20 protein-coding genes and 1 pseudogene are annotated in these 20,806 nt (G+C 66.8%); 10 read left to right on the top strand and 11 right to left on the bottom strand.

Going from position 1 to position 20,806, the window contains the following annotated elements:
- Nucleotides 1-500: 500 nt before the first annotated feature.
- Genes rpmH through KTR9_RS25060 form a run of 5 tightly spaced genes read left to right on the top strand, consistent with a single transcriptional unit; the run spans nt 501 to nt 3,549 of the window.
- Complete coding sequence (gene rpmH / locus KTR9_RS25080) at nt 501-644, top strand: 50S ribosomal protein L34 (RefSeq protein WP_004020968.1); 144 nt, start codon at nt 501-503, stop codon at nt 642-644.
- 47 nt (nt 645-691) lie between these two features.
- On the top strand, nt 692-1,123 hold the full coding sequence (gene rnpA, locus KTR9_RS25075) for a ribonuclease P protein component (RefSeq protein WP_014928732.1): 432 nt from the start codon (nt 692-694) through the stop codon (nt 1,121-1,123).
- Entirely contained in the window at nt 1,120-1,548 is a 429-nt protein-coding gene (gene yidD / locus KTR9_RS25070; RefSeq protein ID WP_014928731.1) for a membrane protein insertion efficiency factor YidD, read from the top strand. Before rnpA ends, yidD begins: the two co-directional genes overlap by 4 nt.
- A gap of 27 nt (nt 1,549-1,575) precedes the next feature.
- Nucleotides 1,576-2,784, top strand: a complete 1,209-nt coding sequence (gene yidC, locus KTR9_RS25065) for a membrane protein insertase YidC (RefSeq protein ID WP_010843060.1) — start codon at nt 1,576-1,578, stop codon at nt 2,782-2,784.
- Between the two features lie 45 nt (nt 2,785-2,829).
- Nucleotides 2,830-3,549 carry a Jag family protein gene (locus tag KTR9_RS25060; RefSeq protein ID WP_014928730.1) on the top strand — a complete coding sequence of 240 codons (720 nt, stop codon included), beginning with the start codon at nt 2,830-2,832 and terminating at the stop codon, nt 3,547-3,549.
- Nucleotides 3,550-4,152: 603 nt separating this feature from the next.
- Here the strand turns inward: KTR9_RS25060 and KTR9_RS28040 are convergent.
- A pseudogene (locus tag KTR9_RS28040) lies at nt 4,153-4,268 on the bottom strand (carbon-nitrogen hydrolase family protein); the annotation flags it as partial.
- 369 nt (nt 4,269-4,637) lie between these two features.
- Between KTR9_RS28040 and rsmG the strand changes: the two are divergent.
- The 4 genes from rsmG to KTR9_RS25040 all read left to right on the top strand — a co-directional run bounded on the left by rsmG (nt 4,638) and on the right by KTR9_RS25040 (nt 8,597).
- Complete coding sequence (rsmG, locus tag KTR9_RS25055; protein WP_014928729.1) at nt 4,638-5,345, top strand: 16S rRNA (guanine(527)-N(7))-methyltransferase RsmG; 708 nt, start codon at nt 4,638-4,640, stop codon at nt 5,343-5,345.
- A gap of 169 nt (nt 5,346-5,514) precedes the next feature.
- Nucleotides 5,515-6,468, top strand: a complete 954-nt coding sequence (locus KTR9_RS25050) for a ParA family protein (protein WP_014928728.1) — start codon at nt 5,515-5,517, stop codon at nt 6,466-6,468.
- 64 nt (nt 6,469-6,532) lie between these two features.
- Nucleotides 6,533-7,585 (top strand): ParB/RepB/Spo0J family partition protein, encoded by a 1,053-nt coding sequence (locus KTR9_RS25045; RefSeq protein WP_014928727.1) that lies wholly within the window; start codon nt 6,533-6,535, stop codon nt 7,583-7,585.
- A gap of 148 nt (nt 7,586-7,733) precedes the next feature.
- Nucleotides 7,734-8,597, top strand: a complete 864-nt coding sequence (locus KTR9_RS25040) for a hypothetical protein (RefSeq protein ID WP_044507465.1) — start codon at nt 7,734-7,736, stop codon at nt 8,595-8,597.
- Here KTR9_RS25040 and KTR9_RS25035 read toward each other — a convergent pair.
- The 9 genes from KTR9_RS25035 to KTR9_RS24995 all read right to left on the bottom strand — a co-directional run bounded on the left by KTR9_RS25035 (nt 8,542) and on the right by KTR9_RS24995 (nt 15,999).
- Nucleotides 8,542-9,720: an N-acetylmuramoyl-L-alanine amidase gene (locus tag KTR9_RS25035; RefSeq protein WP_014928725.1), complete on the bottom strand. Its 1,179-nt coding sequence runs from the start codon at nt 9,718-9,720 to the stop codon at nt 8,542-8,544. The genes KTR9_RS25040 and KTR9_RS25035 overlap by 56 nt on opposite strands.
- A gap of 270 nt (nt 9,721-9,990) precedes the next feature.
- The gene (trxA, locus tag KTR9_RS25030) at nt 9,991-10,329 is read right to left on the bottom strand and encodes a thioredoxin (RefSeq protein ID WP_010843067.1); all 339 of its coding nucleotides are present in this window, start codon (nt 10,327-10,329) and stop codon (nt 9,991-9,993) included.
- A 59-nt stretch (nt 10,330-10,388) separates the two neighbouring features.
- Nucleotides 10,389-11,405 (bottom strand): thioredoxin-disulfide reductase, encoded by a 1,017-nt coding sequence (gene trxB / locus KTR9_RS25025; protein ID WP_014928724.1) that lies wholly within the window; start codon nt 11,403-11,405, stop codon nt 10,389-10,391.
- 141 nt (nt 11,406-11,546) lie between these two features.
- Nucleotides 11,547-12,320, bottom strand: coding sequence for a hypothetical protein (locus KTR9_RS25020; protein WP_014928723.1), 774 nt, complete (start codon nt 12,318-12,320; stop codon nt 11,547-11,549).
- A 147-nt stretch (nt 12,321-12,467) separates the two neighbouring features.
- Nucleotides 12,468-13,034, bottom strand: coding sequence for an RNA polymerase sigma factor SigM (gene sigM, locus KTR9_RS25015; RefSeq protein WP_010843070.1), 567 nt, complete (start codon nt 13,032-13,034; stop codon nt 12,468-12,470).
- Nucleotides 13,035-13,131: 97 nt separating this feature from the next.
- Nucleotides 13,132-13,500, bottom strand: coding sequence for a hypothetical protein (locus KTR9_RS25010; protein WP_014928721.1), 369 nt, complete (start codon nt 13,498-13,500; stop codon nt 13,132-13,134).
- A 4-nt stretch (nt 13,501-13,504) separates the two neighbouring features.
- Nucleotides 13,505-14,221 (bottom strand): thiocyanate hydrolase subunit gamma, encoded by a 717-nt coding sequence (gene scnC, locus KTR9_RS25005; RefSeq protein WP_014928720.1) that lies wholly within the window; start codon nt 14,219-14,221, stop codon nt 13,505-13,507.
- Nucleotides 14,218-15,075 carry an SH3-like domain-containing protein gene (locus KTR9_RS25000; protein WP_014928719.1) on the bottom strand — a complete coding sequence of 286 codons (858 nt, stop codon included), beginning with the start codon at nt 15,073-15,075 and terminating at the stop codon, nt 14,218-14,220. Before KTR9_RS25000 ends, scnC begins: the two co-directional genes overlap by 4 nt.
- 189 nt (nt 15,076-15,264) lie before the next feature.
- The gene (locus KTR9_RS24995) at nt 15,265-15,999 is read right to left on the bottom strand and encodes a TetR/AcrR family transcriptional regulator (RefSeq protein WP_014928718.1); all 735 of its coding nucleotides are present in this window, start codon (nt 15,997-15,999) and stop codon (nt 15,265-15,267) included.
- A 101-nt stretch (nt 16,000-16,100) separates the two neighbouring features.
- Here KTR9_RS24995 and KTR9_RS24990 point away from each other — a divergent pair, with 101 nt between their 5' ends.
- The gene (locus tag KTR9_RS24990) at nt 16,101-17,093 is read left to right on the top strand and encodes a sterol desaturase family protein (protein ID WP_014928717.1); all 993 of its coding nucleotides are present in this window, start codon (nt 16,101-16,103) and stop codon (nt 17,091-17,093) included.
- 30 nt (nt 17,094-17,123) lie between these two features.
- Here KTR9_RS24990 and murJ read toward each other — a convergent pair whose 3' ends face one another.
- The gene (gene murJ / locus KTR9_RS24985) at nt 17,124-20,798 is read right to left on the bottom strand and encodes a murein biosynthesis integral membrane protein MurJ (protein ID WP_044507460.1); all 3,675 of its coding nucleotides are present in this window, start codon (nt 20,796-20,798) and stop codon (nt 17,124-17,126) included.
- Between the last annotated feature and the right edge of the window lie 8 nt (nt 20,799-20,806).

The following is a 20,806-nucleotide window of genomic DNA, read 5'->3' as shown; positions in this document are numbered from 1 at the left end:
CTGGCCTCCTGGTCCGGAAAACTACCAGCGTTGACGAGACTGGTGACATCGGCGCCGGGAGACCGTCTCTTTCCACAGGGTTATCCACACCTGTGTACAAAGGTGACGACGAGCTGGGGACTTCGGTCTGAAGCCAGGTCCCGAGGAACTTCGTCGACGGGACGGGTGGCCGACGCTGTGAGTGAACGTAACAGAGGTCGCGGAGGGTCACAAAGCGATCGGGACGTTTGACTCGAATCTGCTGAGAATCTTGCTTTCGTGGCCCAGAACACACTGGTCGGGAGCGGTGTCGGCGGGGTGACGACGTCGTTTGATTTGAACGCTCGGTGTCAGTAGTCTCGACTGGTCATCCAGGTTGCGGATTTGCGCGGCGATCTTTCATGTTCGCCGAGTCATCACCGACACCAGTTCGGCACCGTCCTGGATCAACAGACCAACGACAACATGTGGGTCATGCCCGGGTAACCGGTGTGTGCCCACAGCGAGCACAAGGAGTCACCGTGGCCAAGGGCAAGCGTACTTTCCAGCCGAACAACCGTCGTCGCGCACGCGTGCACGGTTTCCGTCTGCGCATGCGGACCCGCGCCGGGCGTGCCATCGTCAGCGGCCGCCGTTCCAAGGGCCGCGCGAAGCTCACCGCCTGATCGTCGGCTCTCACCGGATCCCGGTTGCGGATCCGGTCAGCTGTTCGATGACTGCGCCCCTTCATCGGATCTCACGGGGATCCGACTTCTCTCGCACCCTCAAGTCCGGTGCGCGGGTGAACAGTCGTGACTTCGTCGTCCATCTCGCGATGGTCGGTCGTCACTGGCCGGACCCTCGAGGTCTGCGTCGCGACGTGGCGATGTCCGGCGGCCCCTGGCTCGGCCTGGTCGTCAGCAAGTCCGTCGGCAACGCGGTGACGCGCCATCTCGTCGCTCGTCGTCTGCGCGCGGCGTTCGCGGGTGCGTCACAGCTGCTTCCCGACGAGACCTACGTGGTCGTCCGCGCTCGTCGCAGCGCGGCAGATCGATCCAGCGACGAGCTCGCAGATCAGCTACGTGACGCGTTCACGAGCAGGCGGGTAGCCGGTCTGGCCGACGCCGTCTCGGCTCCGGCCGACGGGGCGAGGTCGCAGCGATGAGCGGCACCTCCGGCACCACGTCGTCGTCTGAGCCCCACGTCGGGTCGGCGGTGATCCACCCCGACCCGTCGATCGGACGCGGTGCTCGCCTGGTGCGCGGATTGCGTCTGCTCCCCAGCCGCACCGTCATCTTCCTCATCGAGCTGTATCGCACCTGGGTCTCCCCGATGCGCCTGCCGTCCTGCCGCTTCGAGCCCACCTGCTCGGGATACGCGGTCGAAGCACTCGACCGGCACGGCTTCTTCTACGGCTCGGTTCTGTCGATCATCCGGCTCGCCAAGTGCGGGCCGTGGCACAAACCCGGTTACGACCCGGTCCCCGAGCGCGGCTTCGGAGACCTGTGCCGCGACCTGTGGAATGCGGTCACCGGCACACACCGACCTCGAAACCATCAGCACGCGTCCGGCGAGACGCGTGCCCTGTGAGTACAACAAGTGAGGGGTAACTGACCCGTGCTCGACTTCATCTATTACCCGGTCTCCGGGATCATGTGGGTCTGGCATTGGCTCTTCAGCCATGTCACGCCCGACTCCCCCGGTGGCGACGGGATCGCCTGGGCACTGTCGGTGGTGTTCCTCGTGTTCACCCTGCGCGCGATTCTCTACAAGCCCTTCGTGAAGCAGATCCGCACCACGAAGAAGATGCAGGAGATCAACCCGCAGCTCCAGGCGATCCGCAAGAAGTACGCCAAGGATCGGGTCAAGATGACCGAGGAGATGCAGAAGCTCCAGAAGGAGCACGGGTTCAACCCGCTGCTCGGCTGCCTTCCGATGCTGCTGCAGATCCCCGTCTTCATCGGTCTGTTCCACGTGCTGCGGTCGTTCAACCGTATGGGCACCGGCATGGGCCAGCTCGGTATGAGCGCCGCGGAGACGCGTTCGCAGGGCAACTACGTCTTCAGCGCCGAGCAGGTGCAGAACTTCCTCGACGCCCGTCTCTTCGGTGTTCCGCTGTCGTCCTACCTCGTCGAGCCGGCGACCGAGTTCCAGGCGTTCGTCGAGCCCGGGTCCCCCATCGACTTCACGCGTCCGCAGATCGCGTTCGTCGTCGTGCCGATGATGATCGTCGCCTCGATCGCGACGCACCTCAACTCGCGGGCCTCGGTGGCCCGCCAGCCGGAGGCCGCGCTCGAGAACCCGCAGACCCGGATGATGAACAACCTTGCGCTGTACATCTTCCCGATCGGCATCCTCGTCACCGGTCCGTTCTTCCCGGTCGCCATCCTCCTGTACTGGATGAGCAACAACATCTGGACCTACGGGCAGCAGCACATCGTCTTCGGGCACATCGCCAAGGAAGAAGAAGAGGCCAAGCTTCTCAAGCAGGAGAAGCTCAAGGCGAATGCGCCGAAGCCGGGCGTGCGACCCGACCGCAAGAAGCGCCCCGCGGCCACGAGCGGCAACGGCGCCGAGCCGACGGGTGTGTCCCTCTCGAAGGACGGGTCCGCGGACAAGTCCGGCACCGATGGAGTCGAGCCAGAGGTGTCTGCGCCCGACGACGCAACCGCGGCAGCAGCGGACACCGGGGTGGGTGCCAAACCCAAGCCGGGCCAGAAACCGGCGCGCCCCGGCCCCGGCGCCGCACCGGGTAAGAAGCAGAACCACAACCGCGGAAGCCGTTCGACCGCCAAGCGCGGCAACAAACGCGGTGGCAAGCGTTGACCGCCCCAGACTTGTTCGATGAAGCACAGAAGTTAGGTGAATGAGATGACAGCAGAGACTGCAACTCAAGCCGGTACAGATGCCGAGGCATCGGCCGTGGCCCAGACGGAGGATCAGTCCGACGACGCCGCACAGACCGTCGCCGGTGACGGGGCTGTGGTGGAGAACGACGCCACCGAAGCGGACAACGGCGCGGACGACGCCGTCGAGGCCACGTCGGGTGAGACCGATGACGCCGCGGATATCGATGACGAAGACTCGGATGACGACTCCGATGAAGACGATGACGAGGACGAGGACGACGAGGACCGTCTTGTCGAAGAAGGCGAGATCGCCGGTGACTACCTCGAGCAGCTTCTTGACGTCCTCGACTTCGACGGCGACATCGACCTCGACGTCGATGGCGACCGGGCGGTCGTCAGCATCGACGGTGGCGACGATCTGACCAAGCTCGTCGGCCGCAAGGGCGAGGTCCTCGACGCGCTTCAGGAGCTGACCCGCCTCGCGGTGCAGCAGGCGACCGGCGAGCGCAGCCGCCTGATGCTCGACATCGCGCGCTGGCGCTCGGATCGCCGCGATCGGCTTGCACGCCTCGGTCGCGAGATCGCCGAGCGGGTGCTGGCGTCCGGTGAGCGCGAGGCGCTGGATCCGATGACTCCGTTCGAGCGGAAGATCGTGCACGACGCGGTGGCCGTCGTCGACGGCGTCGTCAGCGAGAGTGAGGGCGCGGAGCCCAAGCGTCGCGTGGTGGTCCTTCCCTCCTAGTCCGCACTTCCCTCCCCGCGGAGGCGATCAGGCCCCGACCGATGGTCGGGGCCTGATGTGTTTCCGGGACCGGACTCGCGGGGGTTGGCAGGCTGTCACGGAGAGTTACATGGTTGTTGTTTCACGTGAAACAGGGTGGCTCGGAGAGGCGCCGATCTGTTGTCCGTCCTCGTGGCCCGTCGTCGCGAGGGACTCTCGGCTACCGGGGTTCTATTGCCTCAGCGCTACCCGCCGCCCGATCGCGCTGCCCGCGGGCCGGTTGCGGGCGTTGTCCTGACGCGATGCGGTGAGTGGCCAGGCTTGGGTTCTTGCGGACGCCGGCGGGACCATCAACTTCTCTGGCAAGGGTTGGTGGGGCCGTGGGTACCGCGGGAGCGAGACTTCGGCGCGTCCCGGTCAGGTGGAGATGTGTTCCGACCGCTGTAGTCGCCGCTGCCCCGTTGGGCACCTGGCCACCGTTCGTTCGCACGAACCAATGCCGCCGAACCACCTCAGGGCGGCGGCCGAATGCGCGAGCCGGAACCTGCGCTGTGGATAGGTGTCCTCGGCGGGGCCGGCCCAGGTCCTGTGAGCGGTCGCGGAGCAAGGGCTTCTCGTCGGCTCGCGGGCGCGCTCGTAGAGGTCGAACGCGCGTGACTGCGGTCGGCGCGGAGGCGAGCGGTACGGTCGGTGACTCTGGTGGGCCACGCGGACAGCGTCGCGATGATCCGGGCCGCATCGCCGATCCCTCGACCGTCGGAGAGCTGCGTCCGCTCTCGAGAACCCGAGCCCCACGCTTAGCGCCGCGCGGCGAGGGCGCTGAGGGTGACCGTCCTCGGTTCGCGCCGCTGATACATGCGTCACTAGATCAGGGCGGCGTGGCTGTCACGACAGAGCTGTTCGGACCGGGGCTGAGACTGAGACCGCTTCTGGCGAGGTGGCGTCTACTTACGCCGTGCGATGGATCGCCTGCCCGGCTGGCTCCACCGAATAACAACGATGTTGTTTCACGTGAAACAGCGCCCGGACGTCCGATGTGTACCGACCCGACGGGCGCATAGGTTTCACGTGAAACACTAGATACCGAGTCCCACCCGAACGGAGGCGAAGTGCCGTCTGACGCACAACCCGAGCACGAGCACGATCTGGATGCGTTGGCGGTTCCGCCGGCTGCGGCCGCTGACATCTTCGGCGAGCGGTTGAACCTGGCGGTCGACTACTGGCGAATCCTCGCAACCGATGGAATCGATCACGGCCTGATGGGTCCGCGGGAGGTACCTCGCTTGTGGGACCGGCACATCCTCAACTGTGGAGTGCTCGGTGAGCACATCTCGGACGGCGCGCGGGTGATCGACATAGGCAGCGGTGCGGGACTGCCTGGAATCCCCCTCGCCATCGCGCGCCCGGATCTGTCGGTCACGTTGATCGAACCGCTGCTCCGACGCAGCACGTTCCTGGAGCGCACGATCGCGGCGCTCTCGCTCGACAACGTGACGGTGGTTCGGGGGCGCGCTGAAGAGAAATCTGTTCGTGCCGCAGTCGGCCTGGCGGACGTGGTCACGTCTCGGGCGGTCGCTCCCCTGGAGCGACTGTCGAAGTGGTCCGGTCCCCTGGTTCGCCCGGGCGGTCAGATGATCGCGATCAAAGGTTCGTCAGCGGCCGAGGAGATCGAGCGTGACCGCGCGATCGTGGGCCGCTCTGGAATCACTGACCTGACGGTGCGCGCGTGCGGTGATCGGTTCCTCGAGACGCCGACGACCGTGATCGTCGGGACGAAGAACGAACGGTCGCGGAGCGGCCGCTCCGGACGACGCTGAGGAGGCGATCGGATTGGTGTGGAGTCCGCGGAGGGCGCAGAATAGGAGGCGTTCTGTCGGCACCTCTGAAGGTGCTGCAATCGACGCTTCCGCGGCAGTGGGATCGGCGGCTCCAGCCGCCGACGGTACTGGCGCGAGTCCTTACGAGGTCGGTCAAAGGAGTCCACGCGTGGTCGATCAAGACCCGAATGTTTCACGTGAAACCTCGGCAGGGGGCCGCCCCGGTACGGACGGACAGCCGTTCGCCGACGCCCCTATCGCCATGGCTGCGGAACGCGCGAGCCAGGTCCTGACTCCGGGGGGCGCCGGGCAGCTCCCGAAACCTCCCCATACCCGAATCATGACCGTTGCCAACCAGAAGGGCGGGGTCGGAAAGACCACCACCACGGTGAACCTGGCAGCGGGTCTCGCACTTCGCGGACTCCGGGTTCTCGTCATCGACCTCGACCCGCAGGGCAACGCCAGTACCGCACTCGGCATCGATCATCGCGCGCAGGACATCGCTTCGGTGTATGAACTGCTGCTCGGTGAGGTGACGCTGAAGGAAGCGATTCAGGAGTCGCCGAGTCAGCAAGGTCTGTTCTGTGTACCGGCGACGTTGGATCTGGCCGGAGCCGAGATCGAGCTGGTCTCGCTCGTCGCCCGCGAGAACCGTCTACGTAATGCGCTCGCCGATGACATTCTCGCTGAGTTTCAGATCGACTACGTATTCATCGACTGTCCCCCATCGCTCGGGTTGTTGACCGTGAACGCGATGGTGGCCGCTCGTGAGGTCCTCATCCCGATCCAGTGCGAGTACTACGCACTTGAAGGGGTGGGACAGTTGCTGCGCAACATCGAGCTCGTGCAGGCACATCTCAACCGCGAACTCCACGTCTCCACGATCGTGCTGACGATGTACGACGGCAGGACGAAGCTGGCCGATCAGGTCGCCGAGGAAGTGCGTCGCCACTTCGGCGACAAGGTCCTGAGCACGATCATCCCCCGTAGCGTCAAGGTTTCGGAAGCACCGGGATACGGGATGACGATCATCGAATACGACCCAGGCTCCCGTGGTGCGATGAGTTACCTCGATGCGGCGCGCGAGCTGGCACTGCGCGCGTCCCGGGAAGCGTCGGCGTGAGCCGGTTCGTCGACGGTTCACGTGAAACGCTGACCGAGCACCACCACCGCGAAAGGGAGTACCAATGAGCCAACGGGACACCGCTCAGCGTCGGGGCGGACTCGGTCGTGGACTGGCCGCACTGATTCCGACCGGACCGGCCGAAGACCAGTCGGACGCCCCTCGCCTCGGCAACGCTGCGGCCGATGTGGTGATCGGCAGGGGTCCGACGGCTCCGACCGGCGACGCGAAGGACTCGTCGACCACCCCCCCGACAGCTGCGGGAACGCAACCCCTCAGCCCTGAAGAGGCGGGCGCGGTGTACCGCGAACTCCCCCCGAAGGAGATTCAGCCGAACCCGAGCCAGCCCAGAACGGTCTTCGACGACGAAGCCATGGCCGAGCTGGTGCACTCGATTCGGGAGTTCGGGCTCATGCAGCCCATCGTCGTGCGACGCCTCAAGAAGCCCACCGCCGACGGAATCGGCTATCAGATCGTCATGGGTGAGCGCCGTTGGCGGGCAAGCCAGGAGGCCGGGCTCGAGGCGATTCCCGCGATCGTCCGCGAGACACCTGACGGCGACATGCTGCGGGACGCATTGCTCGAGAACATTCATCGAGCACAGCTCAACCCCCTCGAAGAAGCGGCGGCCTATCAACAGCTGCTCGAGGAGTTCGGTGTCACGCACGAGGAGCTGGCTACACGCCTTGGTCGCTCCCGGCCACTCATCAGCAACATGATCCGGTTGCTCAAACTGCCGATCCCGGTCCAACGACGTGTCGCCGCGGGGGTGTTGTCGGCCGGCCACGCCCGTGCACTCCTCTCCCTCGAGACCGGGAGCGACGCGCAGGAGGCACTCGCCGCGCGAATCGTCGCCGAAGGTCTGTCGGTACGGGCGACGGAGGAGGCGGTGATGCTAGCCAATCGTGGAGATGGGCCCGACGCCAAGTCACCGACTGCACCGAAACGCCGTCCGATGCAGATGCCGGGACTGCAGGATCTCGCGGAGAGACTGTCCGACAGTCTGGACACCAGGGTTACAGTCAGTCTAGGGAAGAGAAAAGGCAAGATCGTGGTGGAGTTCGGCTCGGTCGACGACCTGGAACGCATCGTCCAGTTCATCGATCCGAAGAAGTGAACTCAGGCGCGAGATTTTCGGTACCACCTAGACGCGGAAGTAATGTCACTGTGACGATAGACGAACCCGACGGGCAAGTTTCCATCGAAAGGTGTTGTTGCTCAGACACTTTGGTGGTCTCGGGCGCGTTCACCCGGAGTGCGCTGACATGAGTGTGTCCGTCACCCGCTTGGATCTGGAATCTTTCGCCTCACTCCCCCAGCACACACGCAAATGTGTCTTCTGGGAAGTCGAGCCGGCGACCGACACCAATCGTGCCGCAGGAATGACGGCGGCGGGCTTCAGCGACTTCGAGCCATACGAGAGCGAGTTCGACAAGGAAGCGTGGATCTCGGGTCTGCTCCTCGACTGGGGTGCCTGCGGTCAGGTCGCGATCGAGTCCGGTACGAACAGTGTCGTCGGCACAGCGTTCTACGCACCCCCGAATCGAGTTCCTCGATCACAGCACTTCCCCACCTCGCCGGTCAGTCACGACGCAGTGCTGCTCACCAGCATCCGTACCGAGCCCGGTTTCGACGAGGTGGCCACGATCCTGCTGGACGCGGTACTGGGCGATCTCATCCGGCGCGGTGTCCGTGCGGTCGAATCATTCGGACTGGTGCGGAACGGGACGGGGACCGACCTGTTCGAATCAGCCGGCGGTGCAGCAGGACTGGCCGATGAGGTCGAGTTCTGGTCGGATGAGGCCATCGCCGAAGTCACGCGCGAGATCCTCGACGATCCGCAATCCGATCTCTGCACGTCCTGTATGAACGATGCGTCGTTCCTGAAGGACTCCGGATTCGACGTCGTGTCGTCGCATCAGCGATTCCCGCGTTTCCGGCTCGAGCTCGACGAGGGTCTCGGCTGGAAGTTCGAAGTCGAGAGTGCGCTGCAGAAGCTGGTGGTCATGGCCCAGATCGATCTGGCCGGCCGGCAGCAGACGGCGGTCCCGGTGGGAACCGGGCCGCGTCCGATCAGCGAGCGCCGTTCTCCGCTGCCAGCAGATCTGCGAAAGTGTAGGTGCCCGTAGGACGATCGTCCTGGTCGAGCAGGTACAGCCGTTTCACGGCGACGACGATGGCGTCTGCGATCACGTTGCGCCAGTTTGAATCCCCAAGCACCGCAGCGTCGTCGGGGTTGGTGATGTATCCGATGTCGATGAGGGCGACGGGCATCTTCGTGAGGCGTAGAAGGTCCCAGGTGCGCTCGTGGGTTCGGCAGTCCGTCAACGGCGTCCGCGCCGCGATCTCGCGCTGGATGAAGCCGGCGAGGTTACGGCCGATCGTCGAATACGAGTTGTTGTTGCCGAAGTAGAACGACGCGACGCCATTGGCGCGCGTGTTCCGGTAGTGCCCACACCGCAACGAGATCATCAGGTCGGCGTCCATCAGGTTGGCGACACGAGCACGCTCGTCGTCTCCGGGACGTCCACGCCCGTCGTGGGAGAGGAACGTCTGCATCCCCGTGGCGGCCATGCGACCTTCGAGGCGAGCACCCAGGTCCCAGAGCAGTTCGGACTCGCGGTCGGCGACCTCATCGGTCGACAGCGCGTGAAGTCCGCCGGATCCGGGGTCGATGAGAATCCGCTTGCCGGACAACTGGGGTCCGGATCGTCGGACATGTTCTTCCTCGCGGATGGCGTAGGGAGAACCGCCGGTCACTCGCGTACCGAGACGCTCGAGCGAGCGCAGCGTGGCCGGGCCGCAGATCCCGTCGGAGGCGAGACCGTACTCGCTCTGGTACAGGCACACGGCGTTGTGCGTCGTCAGCCCGAAGACGCCGTCGACGAGAGAGGTGAAGTAGCCGAGATTCTGCAGCCGGCTCTGCAGGGTGGCGACGTCGTCGCCGACCATGGGCGCCGACAGCTGATACGACAGCACACGGGCCCCGAGACGGTAGGACGCCTCACGCAGAACCCGGTAGGTCGCCGGCCCGACGATGCCGTCGACGATCAGGCCGCGTTCCTGCTGGAATGCACGGACTGCCCGGTCACAGGCTTCGTCGAAGACGGCGTCGGGCGGATTCCACCCGTTCGTCGTACTGCCGTTTGTGGCGCTCGAGGTTCCGTCGGCGGGCAACAGTCCGCGTCCGACCAAGATGGCGCGGATCTCGGCTACCGCCGAGCCGTGATCACCAAGTCGGAACACTGGCATCTCGTCACCCCTCGTACGAATCGCGGCAGGTGCGGTTCTGCGCGATGTGCGATGTACGCGAAGCGGTACACCGTTCAAACGTCAGCCTGCATTCTCGCAGCTGGACTTCACTACACCAAACTGCCCGCGGTCGGATCGTCCCGGCTCAGAGCACAGGGGTCTCGGGTCGAGACCACGGCCGACACTACCAACGCGAACAGTCCGCGGGTGGAACGGCAGCGTCGTTCACCCGTCGGACTGTCGCGACGATATGGAGATAACGGCAGGTCGTCAGGCCGACTGGCCGACGATCGAATCCAGCTCTCGGAGCAGGGCGGCCTTGCCCTTGGCGCCGACGATCGTCTTCACCGGCTGACCCTTGTCGAACAGGATCATGGTCGGTATCGACATGATCTGGAAATCACGCGCGGTCGACGGGCTCTCGTCGACATCGAGCTTGGCGACGGTCAGTTTGTCGGCGTGGTCACGCGCGATCTCCTCGAGGACCGGGGCGACCATGCGGCAGGGCCCGCACCAGGTGGCCCAGAAGTCCACCAGGACCGGCTTGTCGGCGCCCAGAACGGCGTCCTTGAACGTGGTGTCGGTGACTGCAACGGTGTTTGCACCCATGATGTGACCTCCTTGGTCGAACCGGGCTGTGATGCCCGGGTGGAATGTGGTGTGACGCCTCAGGCGTGTGCCTGAACTGCGTCGATCTCGGAAACGGCGGCCGCTTCGGCATCGTCGACGGTGAGGTCGGCCGCTTCACCCTGCTCGGCCAGCCAGCGCTCGGCGTCGATGGCGGCCGAACATCCACTGCCCGCGGCGGTGATGGCCTGGCGGTACGTGTGGTCGACGAGGTCGCCCGCGGCGAACACGCCGGGCAGGGAGGTGAGCGTCGTACGTCCCTGAACCAGGACGTAGCCCTCGGGATCCAGATCGACCTGCCCGCGGACCAGCTCGCTGCGCGGATCGTGGCCGATCGCGACGAACATGCCGGTCACGTCGAGAGTGCTGACCTCGCCGGTCCGCGTGTCCTCGACCTTCAGGCCGGACACCGACCCGTCGCCGACGACGGAGTGGACGGCGGCGTTGGTGACGAAGCGGATCTTGTCGTTGGCGCGTGCGCGCTCGAGCATGATCTTCGATGCCCGGAACTCGTCGCGGCGGTGGACCAGGGTGACGCTTCGCGCGAACTTGGTGAGGAAGGTGGCCTCTTCCATCGCCGAGTCGCCACCGCCGATGACGGCGATGTCCTGGTCCTTGAAGAAGAATCCGTCACAGGTCGCACACGCCGACACTCCGCGCCCGAGGAGTTGCTGCTCCCCCTCGACGCCGAGGTAGCGTGCCGCGGCACCCATGGCGAGGATGATCGCGCGGGCCCGGTAGACCTCGCCGCCGACCTCGACCTCCTTGATCCGGCCGGACAGCCGAACGGTGTCCACGTCCTCCATGCGCAGGTCGGCGCCGAAACGGATCGCCTGCTCGCGCATCTCGTCCATCAATGCGGGACCCTGGATACCGTTCTGGAAACCGGGGAAGTTCTCCACCTCGGTGGTCGTCATCAAGGCGCCGCCGAACTGGGTGCCCTCGAAGACGATGGGAGATAGCTCGGCGCGCGCGGCGTAGATCGCTGCGGTGTACCCGGCAGGACCAGATCCGATGATGATCAACTCGTGGATCTGCTGGGTCTCTGGCTGGCTCACTTGTCCTCCGTGCTGTGGGTTGAGCGAGACCCGCCCAGTCCAGGCGGGTCACGGCTGCTTCAACACCAGGGTAAGCGGAGATGTTCCCAGGGACGCGCTACGTACCCCGGCCGGTCCGCCCCCAGCGTGTGGACACATCGGTCACCCGCCGACGATGCCGCGCGAGATCAGCGCCGGGTTTCCGAGGTCACAGTCGAGGCCGACGATCAGTGCGTCGAAACGTCCCGCGATGCCGGTCGAGAGGAGGATCGCAGCGGCCCCGGAACCGTCGACGAGGATGCGGCCGGAACCCACGATCACGACATCGGCCGAGACACGATGGGCGGCGGTACAGCGGCGGAGCGCCTCGACGGACCCGAATGGTGCGCCATCGGTCCGGCCGAGAACCGCGAGTGCGACCGCGACGTCGGCGGGCCCGCTCCCGGCCGGGGCCGACGACGACTGTGCTCGAGGTGTCCGGTCGGGAGTCGCGTCGGAATCCGAGACCAGCCGCAGGACTCCGAGGGACCCGGCCGCCACGACGACGACCGCGGCGGCGGCCACGAGCATGCGGGTGGCCGTTCGGCGGTGGGTGCGTGCGGACGGATCGCCGCTCCGGCGCCCGCGGCGTGCGGCGGCCAGGTCGACCGGTGCGGGTGCCTCTCGTCCCAGCGCGGCGAGAGCGGCCGCGACGTCGTCACGCACGTTGTCGGGAACGGGAGCCGGGGCCGGTCCGGCGGCGCGCAGGTCGAGGGCGGTGCGGTCCAGGGCGGCCAGGACCGATTGCGCAGCAGGGTCATCCGCGATCTGGGAACGAATGTGGGCCGCCACGTGGTCGGGCAGCGCACCGGCGTGGAGGTCGGCGAGGATGTCCGCCGAGTACGGCGGATCGGGCAGATCACTCGTCTCGTGGTCATCGGGTCCCCGAGGGGTCATGGTGTCAGTCTTCCATTCCAGGGGTCGCGGGCGTTCGTGGTGTTCGCGTCGGGTCGGCGTCGGATACTTGGACGCGTGCCGCCCCGATTCGGTTCCCCCGTGATCGCGATCGGCCGGATCGCGGACGACGCCGTCCGGTGGGACCGGTCAACCGTCACGCAGATGGCCGAGGACCTGCGCGAGCTTGAGACGGCCACGCGCGCATCGACTCTTGATCGTGCCCTCGGCGACCCCCAGGATCGTCGCCGCCTCCGCGACCGTGTAGCCCTCGATGTCGACGGCGACGATGGCCGCTCGCTGGCCTTCCGGGAGGACGTGCAGGGCACGCCCGATCGACACCGACAGGTCGACCGCGGCGATGTCGTCGGTGGTGGCGGCGATCGACGCCACATCCCACTCCGGGAGCGGCACGGTCCTGCGAACCCGGTTGCGCCGGATGCGATCGAGCCCGGCATTCACGACGATTCGATGAAGCCAGCTCGTCACCTTTGCATCGGACCGGAAGTCATGCGCGGTCCGGTGGGCTGCGAACAGGGCGTCCTGTAGGGCGTCGGCGGCATCCTCGGGATTCTGGCTCGTCCGCAACGCCACGGACCACAGGTACTCGAGGTGTCGGTTGATCAGATCAGAGAAGGCGTGTGGGTCACCGGCGAGGTGGGCGTGCAGGAGTTGCTCGTCGGTACGCGTGTCGGTCGCGTCGTTCCCCCCGGGCATGGGCTGAGAGTAGTGGAGCCGACACCGGGTCATCCGATGGAGCGACGCCTGTGCACAGATGCCCGTGAAATGCGGATTCTTCCTCAGGTCGCGCCGGTCAGGCCTGCAGGCGTGCCCGTACCGCGTCCATCTGTGACCGCAACTCGCCCTCGTCGATGACACCCCGGTCGAGCAGGGTGTGTGCCAGCGCGACGAGCTGGTTCTCCGGGTAGGGCAGGTCGGCGTAGATCGTCGACGACAACCGGTCCTCGTCGTCGCGTCGTTCGACCGCACCGGGGGTGTCCGCGCACGCCGCCGTGGAGTCGGCGACCCGGTCGAGTGCATCGCAGAGTCCGTCGAGGCTCGTCTTCCACGGCGGAACCGGGTTCTCCACACCGTATTTCGCCGCCATGCGGTGCCACACCTGGTTGCGCTCGACGATCTCGTCGAGCGGGCGATGGGAAGCGGCGTGTCCGTCGTCGGTCATGTGGCTACTCCCCCGCCGGGTGGACGGCCGGCCTGATGGTGGAGACGACGTTGGTGGTGACGCCCGGTTTCGGCAGGGCGACGCCGATGAGGCAGTCGCGGGTGATGATCTCCGACAACTGCTGCTCGGTCCATCCTTCGGTACCCTCGGGGCGCTGCGGCATCACCATGAACCGATGCTTCTGATTGGAGTCCTGTACCCGCACCGAGACGCCATCCGGGAGTTGAAGTCCGAACTCCGACAGTACTTGTCGGGGCCATCGCACCATCCGGCGACGGTAGTTCGGGGTTCGGTACCACTCGGGTGAGTTCCCCAGGATGGGACGCGGGTAGCACGAGCACAACGCGCACACGATCACGTGGTGCACGGTGGGGGTGTCGGCCAGGATCTCGAAAGCCGTGAAGTCACTGGGTGTTCCGAATCCGGTCGGTTCCAGCCAGTCGACTCCGACCTCCTTGCTGGCCGCCATCGGGTCGTCGAGTGCGAGCTTCTCGAACTCGGGATCGAGCCAGGCCCGGGCGACGAGTTGCGCGGCGGGCGTCGGTCCGATCTGCTCGGCGAACTCGGTGAAGCGTCGATGTTCCTCGGCGGTGAAGAGCCCCTTCTCGATGCAGAGCTCACGCAGCGCGATCTCGAGCACCTCGAAGTCGGTGATCTCGTCGACCATCGGCTTGACCGTACGGTCGTGGTCGTGGTCATAAGAGCCGTGGTCGTCGCTCATCGGTCTTCGTCCTCTCCATCGGCCGATTCGAGCCAGCGTTCGGGGATCTCGGTCTGCAGGGTGTCGTCGGCGGGCCCGGTGTAGCCGTGCCAGAGGTCACCCATGACGAACCGGATCACGTAGAACCACTCCGGTTGGGCATCGGAGAGACCCCAGGTCTCGTCCTCGGGCGCGGGGCTCTCGTACGCGACGGCGGCGACCTCGCCGATGGCCCCCCGGACGTATTCCGGTGTGCGCGTGTACAGCAGGACGGGAAGCTCGCGTACTCGGACACGGTCGCCGATCGCGAATGCGGCGTCGCCCGCCCGTCCGGCGTAGATCTGCGGGTCGCCGACCCCGATCGCGTGGCGGTGATGGGTGTTCCGGGGAACGTCGGATCCGTCGCCCACGCTGCGGGGCCGGGCTTCGAGGCGCCGGCCCTCGAGCCCCCCGGCGTATCGCTGTCCGACGTCGAGCATGCGCTCACTGAGCTCACCGAGCGCGATGTGGTGTTTCTCGACGAGAATCCTCGCGACGGCCAGCAACCATCGTCCGTAGTAAGGGATTCCGAGATAGACGGCTCGACCGACGTCGACGTTTCCGATTCGACGCCGCTCCTCGGACAACCAGATCCCGCGCCAGGCCAGCACCTCACACATGACGTAGGTCATGTGCTCCCATTCCTCGTAGGCCTTGCCCTCGTAGGTGATCGGGGCGTCGGGCTCACCGCCGACATCGTGCACGGGCTTCATGTAGGCGACGAATCGGCTGTGATCCAGGAGATCGGGCGTCGGCGCATCCGGCAGCTCGGGATACGAGGACTTCAGTCGCGCAACGAGATCGAGTTGCCTCGCACGTTCTTCGGCAGTGCTCACCGGACACCTCCCGGACCCCATGTCCGATATTGTCGAGCGCAGTTGCGGGAGAATTTACACGCAGTCAGCAGGATCCCGAGGCGTTTTCTCCGACCCCGGCGGCACCCGGCGAGCCCGGTGTCCCCTGAGGTGTGAGCGAAGCGAGCGCCCCGTGCCCCCTGAGGTGTGAGCGAAGCGAGCCTCGAAGGGTCAGGTGAGGAGCCGGCCGTAGGCCGCGACGAAGAGCTCCACGCACACGTCGAGGATCTCGTCGAGTGCGAAGCGCTGCGCGTCGGACTCCCCCGCGCCCGCGACGTACCAGTCGACGAGCAGCTGGGTGACCGCTCCGACGAGGCCCACCGACGCCAGTCGCTCGCGGTCGGACGGCGGTCGCGCACCACGGGCCAGCGCCAGGATGAGTGCCGCCCAGTCGTGGATGGCGCGCATACGGACACGTTCGATCTCCGGGGACACACCCACCACTTCGACGAGCATCACCCGTGCGCGTCGGGGATCGTCGGCGAGGCATGACATGAAGGCGCCCAGGGCGGCACGAGCGACATCCGGAACACGTTCGGCAGCAACGCCTTCCGAAGAACCCAGGAATTCGGGATCGGCGTCGGCGATCTCGGCGGCGGATCGTACGGTCGCCGCCCGGACGAAGGCCACACAGTCGTCGTACACGGCGACGAGCAGATCGGCGCGGTCGGTGAACGACTCATAGAAATATCGCTGCGTCAGCCCGGCGTGGTCGCAGATGCCCTTGACCGAGACCTTGGCGTACCCGTCGGTGCCGAAGGTGTCGAGTCCGGCCGCGATCAGAGCGGCGCGACGACGTTCCCGGCGCTGCGTCGGGTCGGCCCCGCCATACCGACGCCCGGGCGAATTCTCCGACGGCGATGGCAATGGCTGCGTCGACGGGGACGGCTCCGGCACGGACGCCACGCGATCTCCCTCCGACTCTTTACAGCGCTACTTCTGACACGTTACCTTGTCAGAACGAACTGACATGACGTCGTGTCAGATGAGGTCGTGAGGGGTACACCTTGCTGGAGTTCTTGCCGGAGCCGATGCGTGAGCCGACGGTGCTCGCGATCCCGTTCTTCGTCACTCTGCTCGCCATCGAATGGTTCGCCGCGGCCAAACTGGAGCACGACGAGCACGCGCTGACCGCGGACGGTGCCGCCGAGTCGGACATCGCCGGACGACCCGGGCAGGCGCCGCCGGGCGCCTACGACTCCCGGGACGCGCGGTCGAGCGTGTCGATGGGATTGGTGTCGATCGTGACCAGCGCCTTCTGGAAGTTCCTCGGTCTACTGCTGTACACCGCACTGTTCGCCTATGTCGCCCCGTGGCAACTCCCCGCGGACGAGTGGTACACGTGGGTGATCGCGTTCGTGGGCGTCGACTTCCTCTTCTACTGGAGCCATCGCGTCTCCCACCGGGTCCGCCTGGTGTGGGCGACCCACCAGGCCCATCACTCCAGCGAGTACTTCAACTTCGCGACGGCCCTGCGGCAGAAATGGAACATCAGTGCTGCGGTCCTGATGTGGATTCCACTCCCCCTGCTCGGCGTCCCGCCGGCGCTGGTGTTCGCCGCCTATTCGCTGAACCTGATCTACCAGTTCTGGATTCACACCGAGCGGATCGGAACCATGTGGGCGCCCTTCGAATTCGTGTTCAACACACCGTCGCACCATCGCGTGCACCACGGCTGCGACCCCGAGTACCTCGACCGCAACTACGGCGGCGTCTTCATCGTGTGGGACCGCATGTTCGGCACGTTCGCCCCGGAAGTCCGGCGCCCGCGCTACGGATTGACCAAACCCGTCGACACCTACAACATCGTCCGCCTGCAGACGCATGAGTACGCGGCGATCGCGCGGGATGTCCGCGCCGCGGCGTCGTGGCGTGCCCGCCTCGGCTACGTCTTCGGACCACCGGGGTGGACGCCCCGCGATGTCGGACCGGACGCACCGGCCCCGGCGTCGACCCCGACGGCCGTCAACGGCTCGACGACGGCGGAACCGGCCGCCTGAGTTCGGCCGCGCGGCACCACGATCGGCGCGTCAGCCCGCCATCGTGATGCGAGAGATCTCGGCCTGGTAGCCGCTTCCCGAACTCGGCAGACTCGTGAGCCAGACCATCACGTATCGGGTGGTCGGCGCCTGCGCGATCGGAATCGTGGTCGACGCCTGGTCCACCTGGCCCGACGCCACCGTCGTGGTCCGGGCGAAGGCCGGGCGGGCCGACGGCGCGGTACGGATCTCGACACCGATGCCGGGCGTCGGACTGTCGATGGTGACCGACCGGACCGCGCGCTCCGTGCCGAGGTCGAACATGAGTCCCAGCCCCGGCTTGAGTCCGCCGAAATCCGGTCGGCCGCGGTAGTTGTCGGTCTGCCACGGCGGCGCGGCGCCGGTGATCACATTGCGCACGTTCGCCGAGTTGTCCGGTGTCTGCGCGGAGAAGTCGACCACCGACACCGATTGCAGCGCGATGGGCTGCGGTGCGGCCGGTGTCGCGGGGGTCGGTGGCGGGTTGGCGCCGGGCGTGGGCGCGGGTTCGCTGGTGGTGAGGATCGAGTCGATGTCGCTCGGCCCGCTGCTGCCCCCGAAGACGTTGGTGGCACCCACGATCAGCGCGATGACGATGAACAGCGCCAGAAGTCCGGCGCCGATCAGCAATGCCAGATTGCGGCGCGGCGGCTTCTCACCGCCGCCACCCAGACGCGGTGTCACCGTCACCGGCGGCGGGGCGTCGGCGTCGGTGATCGCCGGCAGCATGTCGGTGTTCAGGTCGACCACGGTGGCCTGATCGAGGACGTGCTGCACGGTGGCAGCGGTGCGGATGCCGCGGGATCCGTCGAGTGCGCGCGCGGCGACCGCCGAGATCTCGAACGGGATGTCGGGCTTGGCGACGCGCGGCTCGACGGGTTGTCCGTCGTCGCCGGGGGTCGCGACCGGAATCCCGCCCACGGGTTCGGTGCTGTCGGCGGTGGTGATCAACCGGGAACCGTTCGCCGGGTCGAGGGCCCAGCGGTTCAGCAGCAGCGCGTACAGCACGGCTCCGAGTCCGCGTACGTCGGACGCCTTGTCGTCACCGGCGAGGGTGCCCGGGAAGGCGAGAACAGCATTGCCGTCGTGGCTGATGCGGATGCGATCGGGATGGTCGATCGACAGCGCACCACCGGAGCGGTGGGCGATCTCGGCGGCCGCCGCGAGCGAACGCACCGCACGAGCGGCCCCGATCGGCGACGGTTCGGACCTCGCCACATCGGCCAGCGACGACCCCGGCACCCACTCGGCGACGACGATCCCGCCCGACGATCCGCGGACGACGTCGAGGACGCGTGCCACCCCGTCGGAGTTGATCTGGCCGAGACGCAGGGTGCGCGACAGCACTGCCTGGGGTCCCTGGTCGGAGATCCTCGCGCCCTGGCCGCGTTCGGGTGGCGGAGCCAGTTGCTCGGCGTCGACGAAGGTGAGCGCGACCTCGCGGTCGAGATTGATGTCCTGCGCCCGCCAGAACTGGAGTCCGCGGGTGCCGCCGTGTTGCTCCAGCAATCGGTATCGACCGCCGGCGACCGCCGCGCCGGGGACGAGGCGGGGTCCGCGGCGGCGTGGGCTCGACGAGTCGTCGGTGGTACCGGTCGTGCCGGTATCGGCAACGGCGGGAGTCGGGATCGGCGGAGTGGGTGCGTCGCCTGCTCCGGGCTCGGCGGGCGGCCCGGTGGCAGCAGTGGTGTCGATCTCACTGTCACTCACGCGACGGACTCCTCTCCTGCGGTATCTGATGTCGCGCGGTACCGGCGCGCGCTCCGGGATGGGACGCACATCCCGCGTCGCGCCGATGGCGCCACCGGAGTGTACGGAGTACGACTGCCACGTCGCGGTACCTCTGTCGAAGCGGCGCAGCACCTGTACCTGACCAGAGTACGGGAGCGATTCGTCGCCGGTGACCCGCGGAAACTGAACTGTGATCGCCGGTGACTGTTCACGTTCGGGCTGCGGCGGCGGTGCGAGGGACGGGATGAACCGGCCGAGGAGTCGTCGTACCGCGAGTCCGATCGCGACGACGTCGGGCACGCGGGCCGCGGCGAGGCCCGCGTAGGTCACCGCGAGCACCACTGCCGCGGTCAGCCCGAGGTAGAGAACGGATCCCACCTTGCCCAGCCAGCCGATCATTTGGTCGAGGCCGGTCAGTTTCGCGACGGCCCAGACCGTCGCGGACACTCCGATCGAGACGGCGAGGGTGACGACGGACGTGCGTGCCACATCGGAGAGCCGTGCCCCGTGGAGCCGGCTGCGGAGCAGGAAATGACCGACGACGGCACCGACGAGATAGCCCAGGCCGTTGGACAGCGCGAGCCATCGCACGATGAGTTCGGGATCGTCGAAGAGCACCGGCCCGAGGTAGGACGACGCGACTTTCACCACCGTGATGCCCAGCGCGATGAATGTCGGGGTCCACGCGTCCTCGCGCGCATAGAACACGCGGAGCTGGACGAGTGTCATCGAGTACGGGATGAGCGTGAACGCGCCCCAGGACAGCACCGAGCCCAGCTGCGACGCGGACGCCGCGTCGAACTTGCCGAAGTTGAACACCGCGATGGCGATGGCCGGTCCGAAGAACGTCATGAAGGAGACGACCGGGACCAGCGCGACCATCGTGAGCCTGGTGGCCAGCGACAGGTCGTCGACGACGGCCTTGGTGTCGTCCGCGGTGGCGTTGCGGGACAGCCTCGGCATGATCGCGGTCAGGATGGTGACGCCCAGCACGCCGTACGGGAGCTGCAGCAACTGCCAATGGGTGAAGTAGATGCTGACGCCCGACGCGTCGGCCGACGACGCGATCCGGTAGGTCACGATCAGGCCGACCTGGAGAAGCGCGACGTACGCGACGATGGCGACCGCCATGTTCCCGAACTGGCGAAGCCGGGCATCGATGCCCCATTGGAGGCGGAGACGCACCCCTGACTTGCGCAGGAACGGCACCAGGATGAGCGCCTGCAGGACCACACCGGTCGTGCAGCCGATGCCCAGCACCAGGAGCTGCGGATCCGACATCCGAACGGGATTGAGTGTGATCTCGCCGGGCACCACCGCGTAGAGCACGAGCGTGCTGATCTGCACGACGTTGTTCAGGACGGGCGCCCACGCACCCGGCTTGAAGTGCCCGCGCAGGTTGAGGATCGCGATGAACAGCGCGGACAGTCCGTAGAACAGGATCTCCGGCAGCAGCAGGTAGGCCAGCGCGGTGGAGAGCTCGCGATTGACCTGCCCGTCTCCCAGATTGAGGTAGGTCAGCAACGGCGCAGCGATCACCGCCACCACCGTCGCGGTCCCGAGGACGACGACGGTGATGGTGAAGATCCGGTTGATGAACCCCTCCCCGCCGTCGGGGTCCTCGGCTTCGGCCCGGGCGAGCAGCGGGATGACGATGGCGGTCAGGACGGCACCGAGGACGACCTCGGCGATCATGTTCGGCAGCACGTCGGCGGCCTGGAACGCCGACGCGATCGCGGGTCCGAGCATCGCGAGGATGAGCACCGTGCGCAGGAAGCCGGTGATCCGACTGAACAGGGTGGCGATGGCGATCGACCCGCTGGTGCGCAGGATGCTCGAGTCTGAGTCGCGCGCCAGCCCGGTCGACGACGCCTTCTCGTCCGGCGCCTTCCCGTCCGACGCCGCGACGTTGGTCACCGGGCCGCCCGACGGCCGGTCGGGCGCGGGCGCGGTCATGACCCGCG

The organism is Gordonia sp. KTR9 (assembly GCF_000143885.2).
In the GTDB taxonomy this organism is placed as follows: Bacteria; Actinomycetota; Actinomycetes; order Mycobacteriales; family Mycobacteriaceae; genus Gordonia.
Note: the sequence above shows the minus strand (reverse complement) of the source record. Positions and strands in the feature narration are given on the sequence as shown.

Coding starts and splice junctions, on each gene's coding strand:
- murJ (WP_044507460.1), bottom strand. CDS start 20,798: ATGACCGCGCCCGCGCCCGACCGGCCGTCGGGCGGCCCGGTGACCAAC.
- KTR9_RS25040 (WP_044507465.1), top strand. CDS start 7,734: ATGAGTGTGTCCGTCACCCGCTTGGATCTGGAATCTTTCGCCTCACTC.
- KTR9_RS25035 (WP_014928725.1), bottom strand. CDS start 9,720: ATGCCAGTGTTCCGACTTGGTGATCACGGCTCGGCGGTAGCCGAGATC.
- KTR9_RS25010 (WP_014928721.1), bottom strand. CDS start 13,500: ATGACCGACGACGGACACGCCGCTTCCCATCGCCCGCTCGACGAGATC.
- sigM (WP_010843070.1), bottom strand. CDS start 13,034: ATGCCCGGGGGGAACGACGCGACCGACACGCGTACCGACGAGCAACTC.
- scnC (WP_014928720.1), bottom strand. CDS start 14,221: ATGAGCGACGACCACGGCTCTTATGACCACGACCACGACCGTACGGTC.
- rnpA (WP_014928732.1), top strand. CDS start 692: ATGACTGCGCCCCTTCATCGGATCTCACGGGGATCCGACTTCTCTCGC.
- KTR9_RS25020 (WP_014928723.1), bottom strand. CDS start 12,320: ATGACCCCTCGGGGACCCGATGACCACGAGACGAGTGATCTGCCCGAT.
- trxA (WP_010843067.1), bottom strand. CDS start 10,329: ATGGGTGCAAACACCGTTGCAGTCACCGACACCACGTTCAAGGACGCC.
- KTR9_RS25060 (WP_014928730.1), top strand. CDS start 2,830: ATGACAGCAGAGACTGCAACTCAAGCCGGTACAGATGCCGAGGCATCG.
- KTR9_RS25045 (WP_014928727.1), top strand. CDS start 6,533: ATGAGCCAACGGGACACCGCTCAGCGTCGGGGCGGACTCGGTCGTGGA.
- yidD (WP_014928731.1), top strand. CDS start 1,120: ATGAGCGGCACCTCCGGCACCACGTCGTCGTCTGAGCCCCACGTCGGG.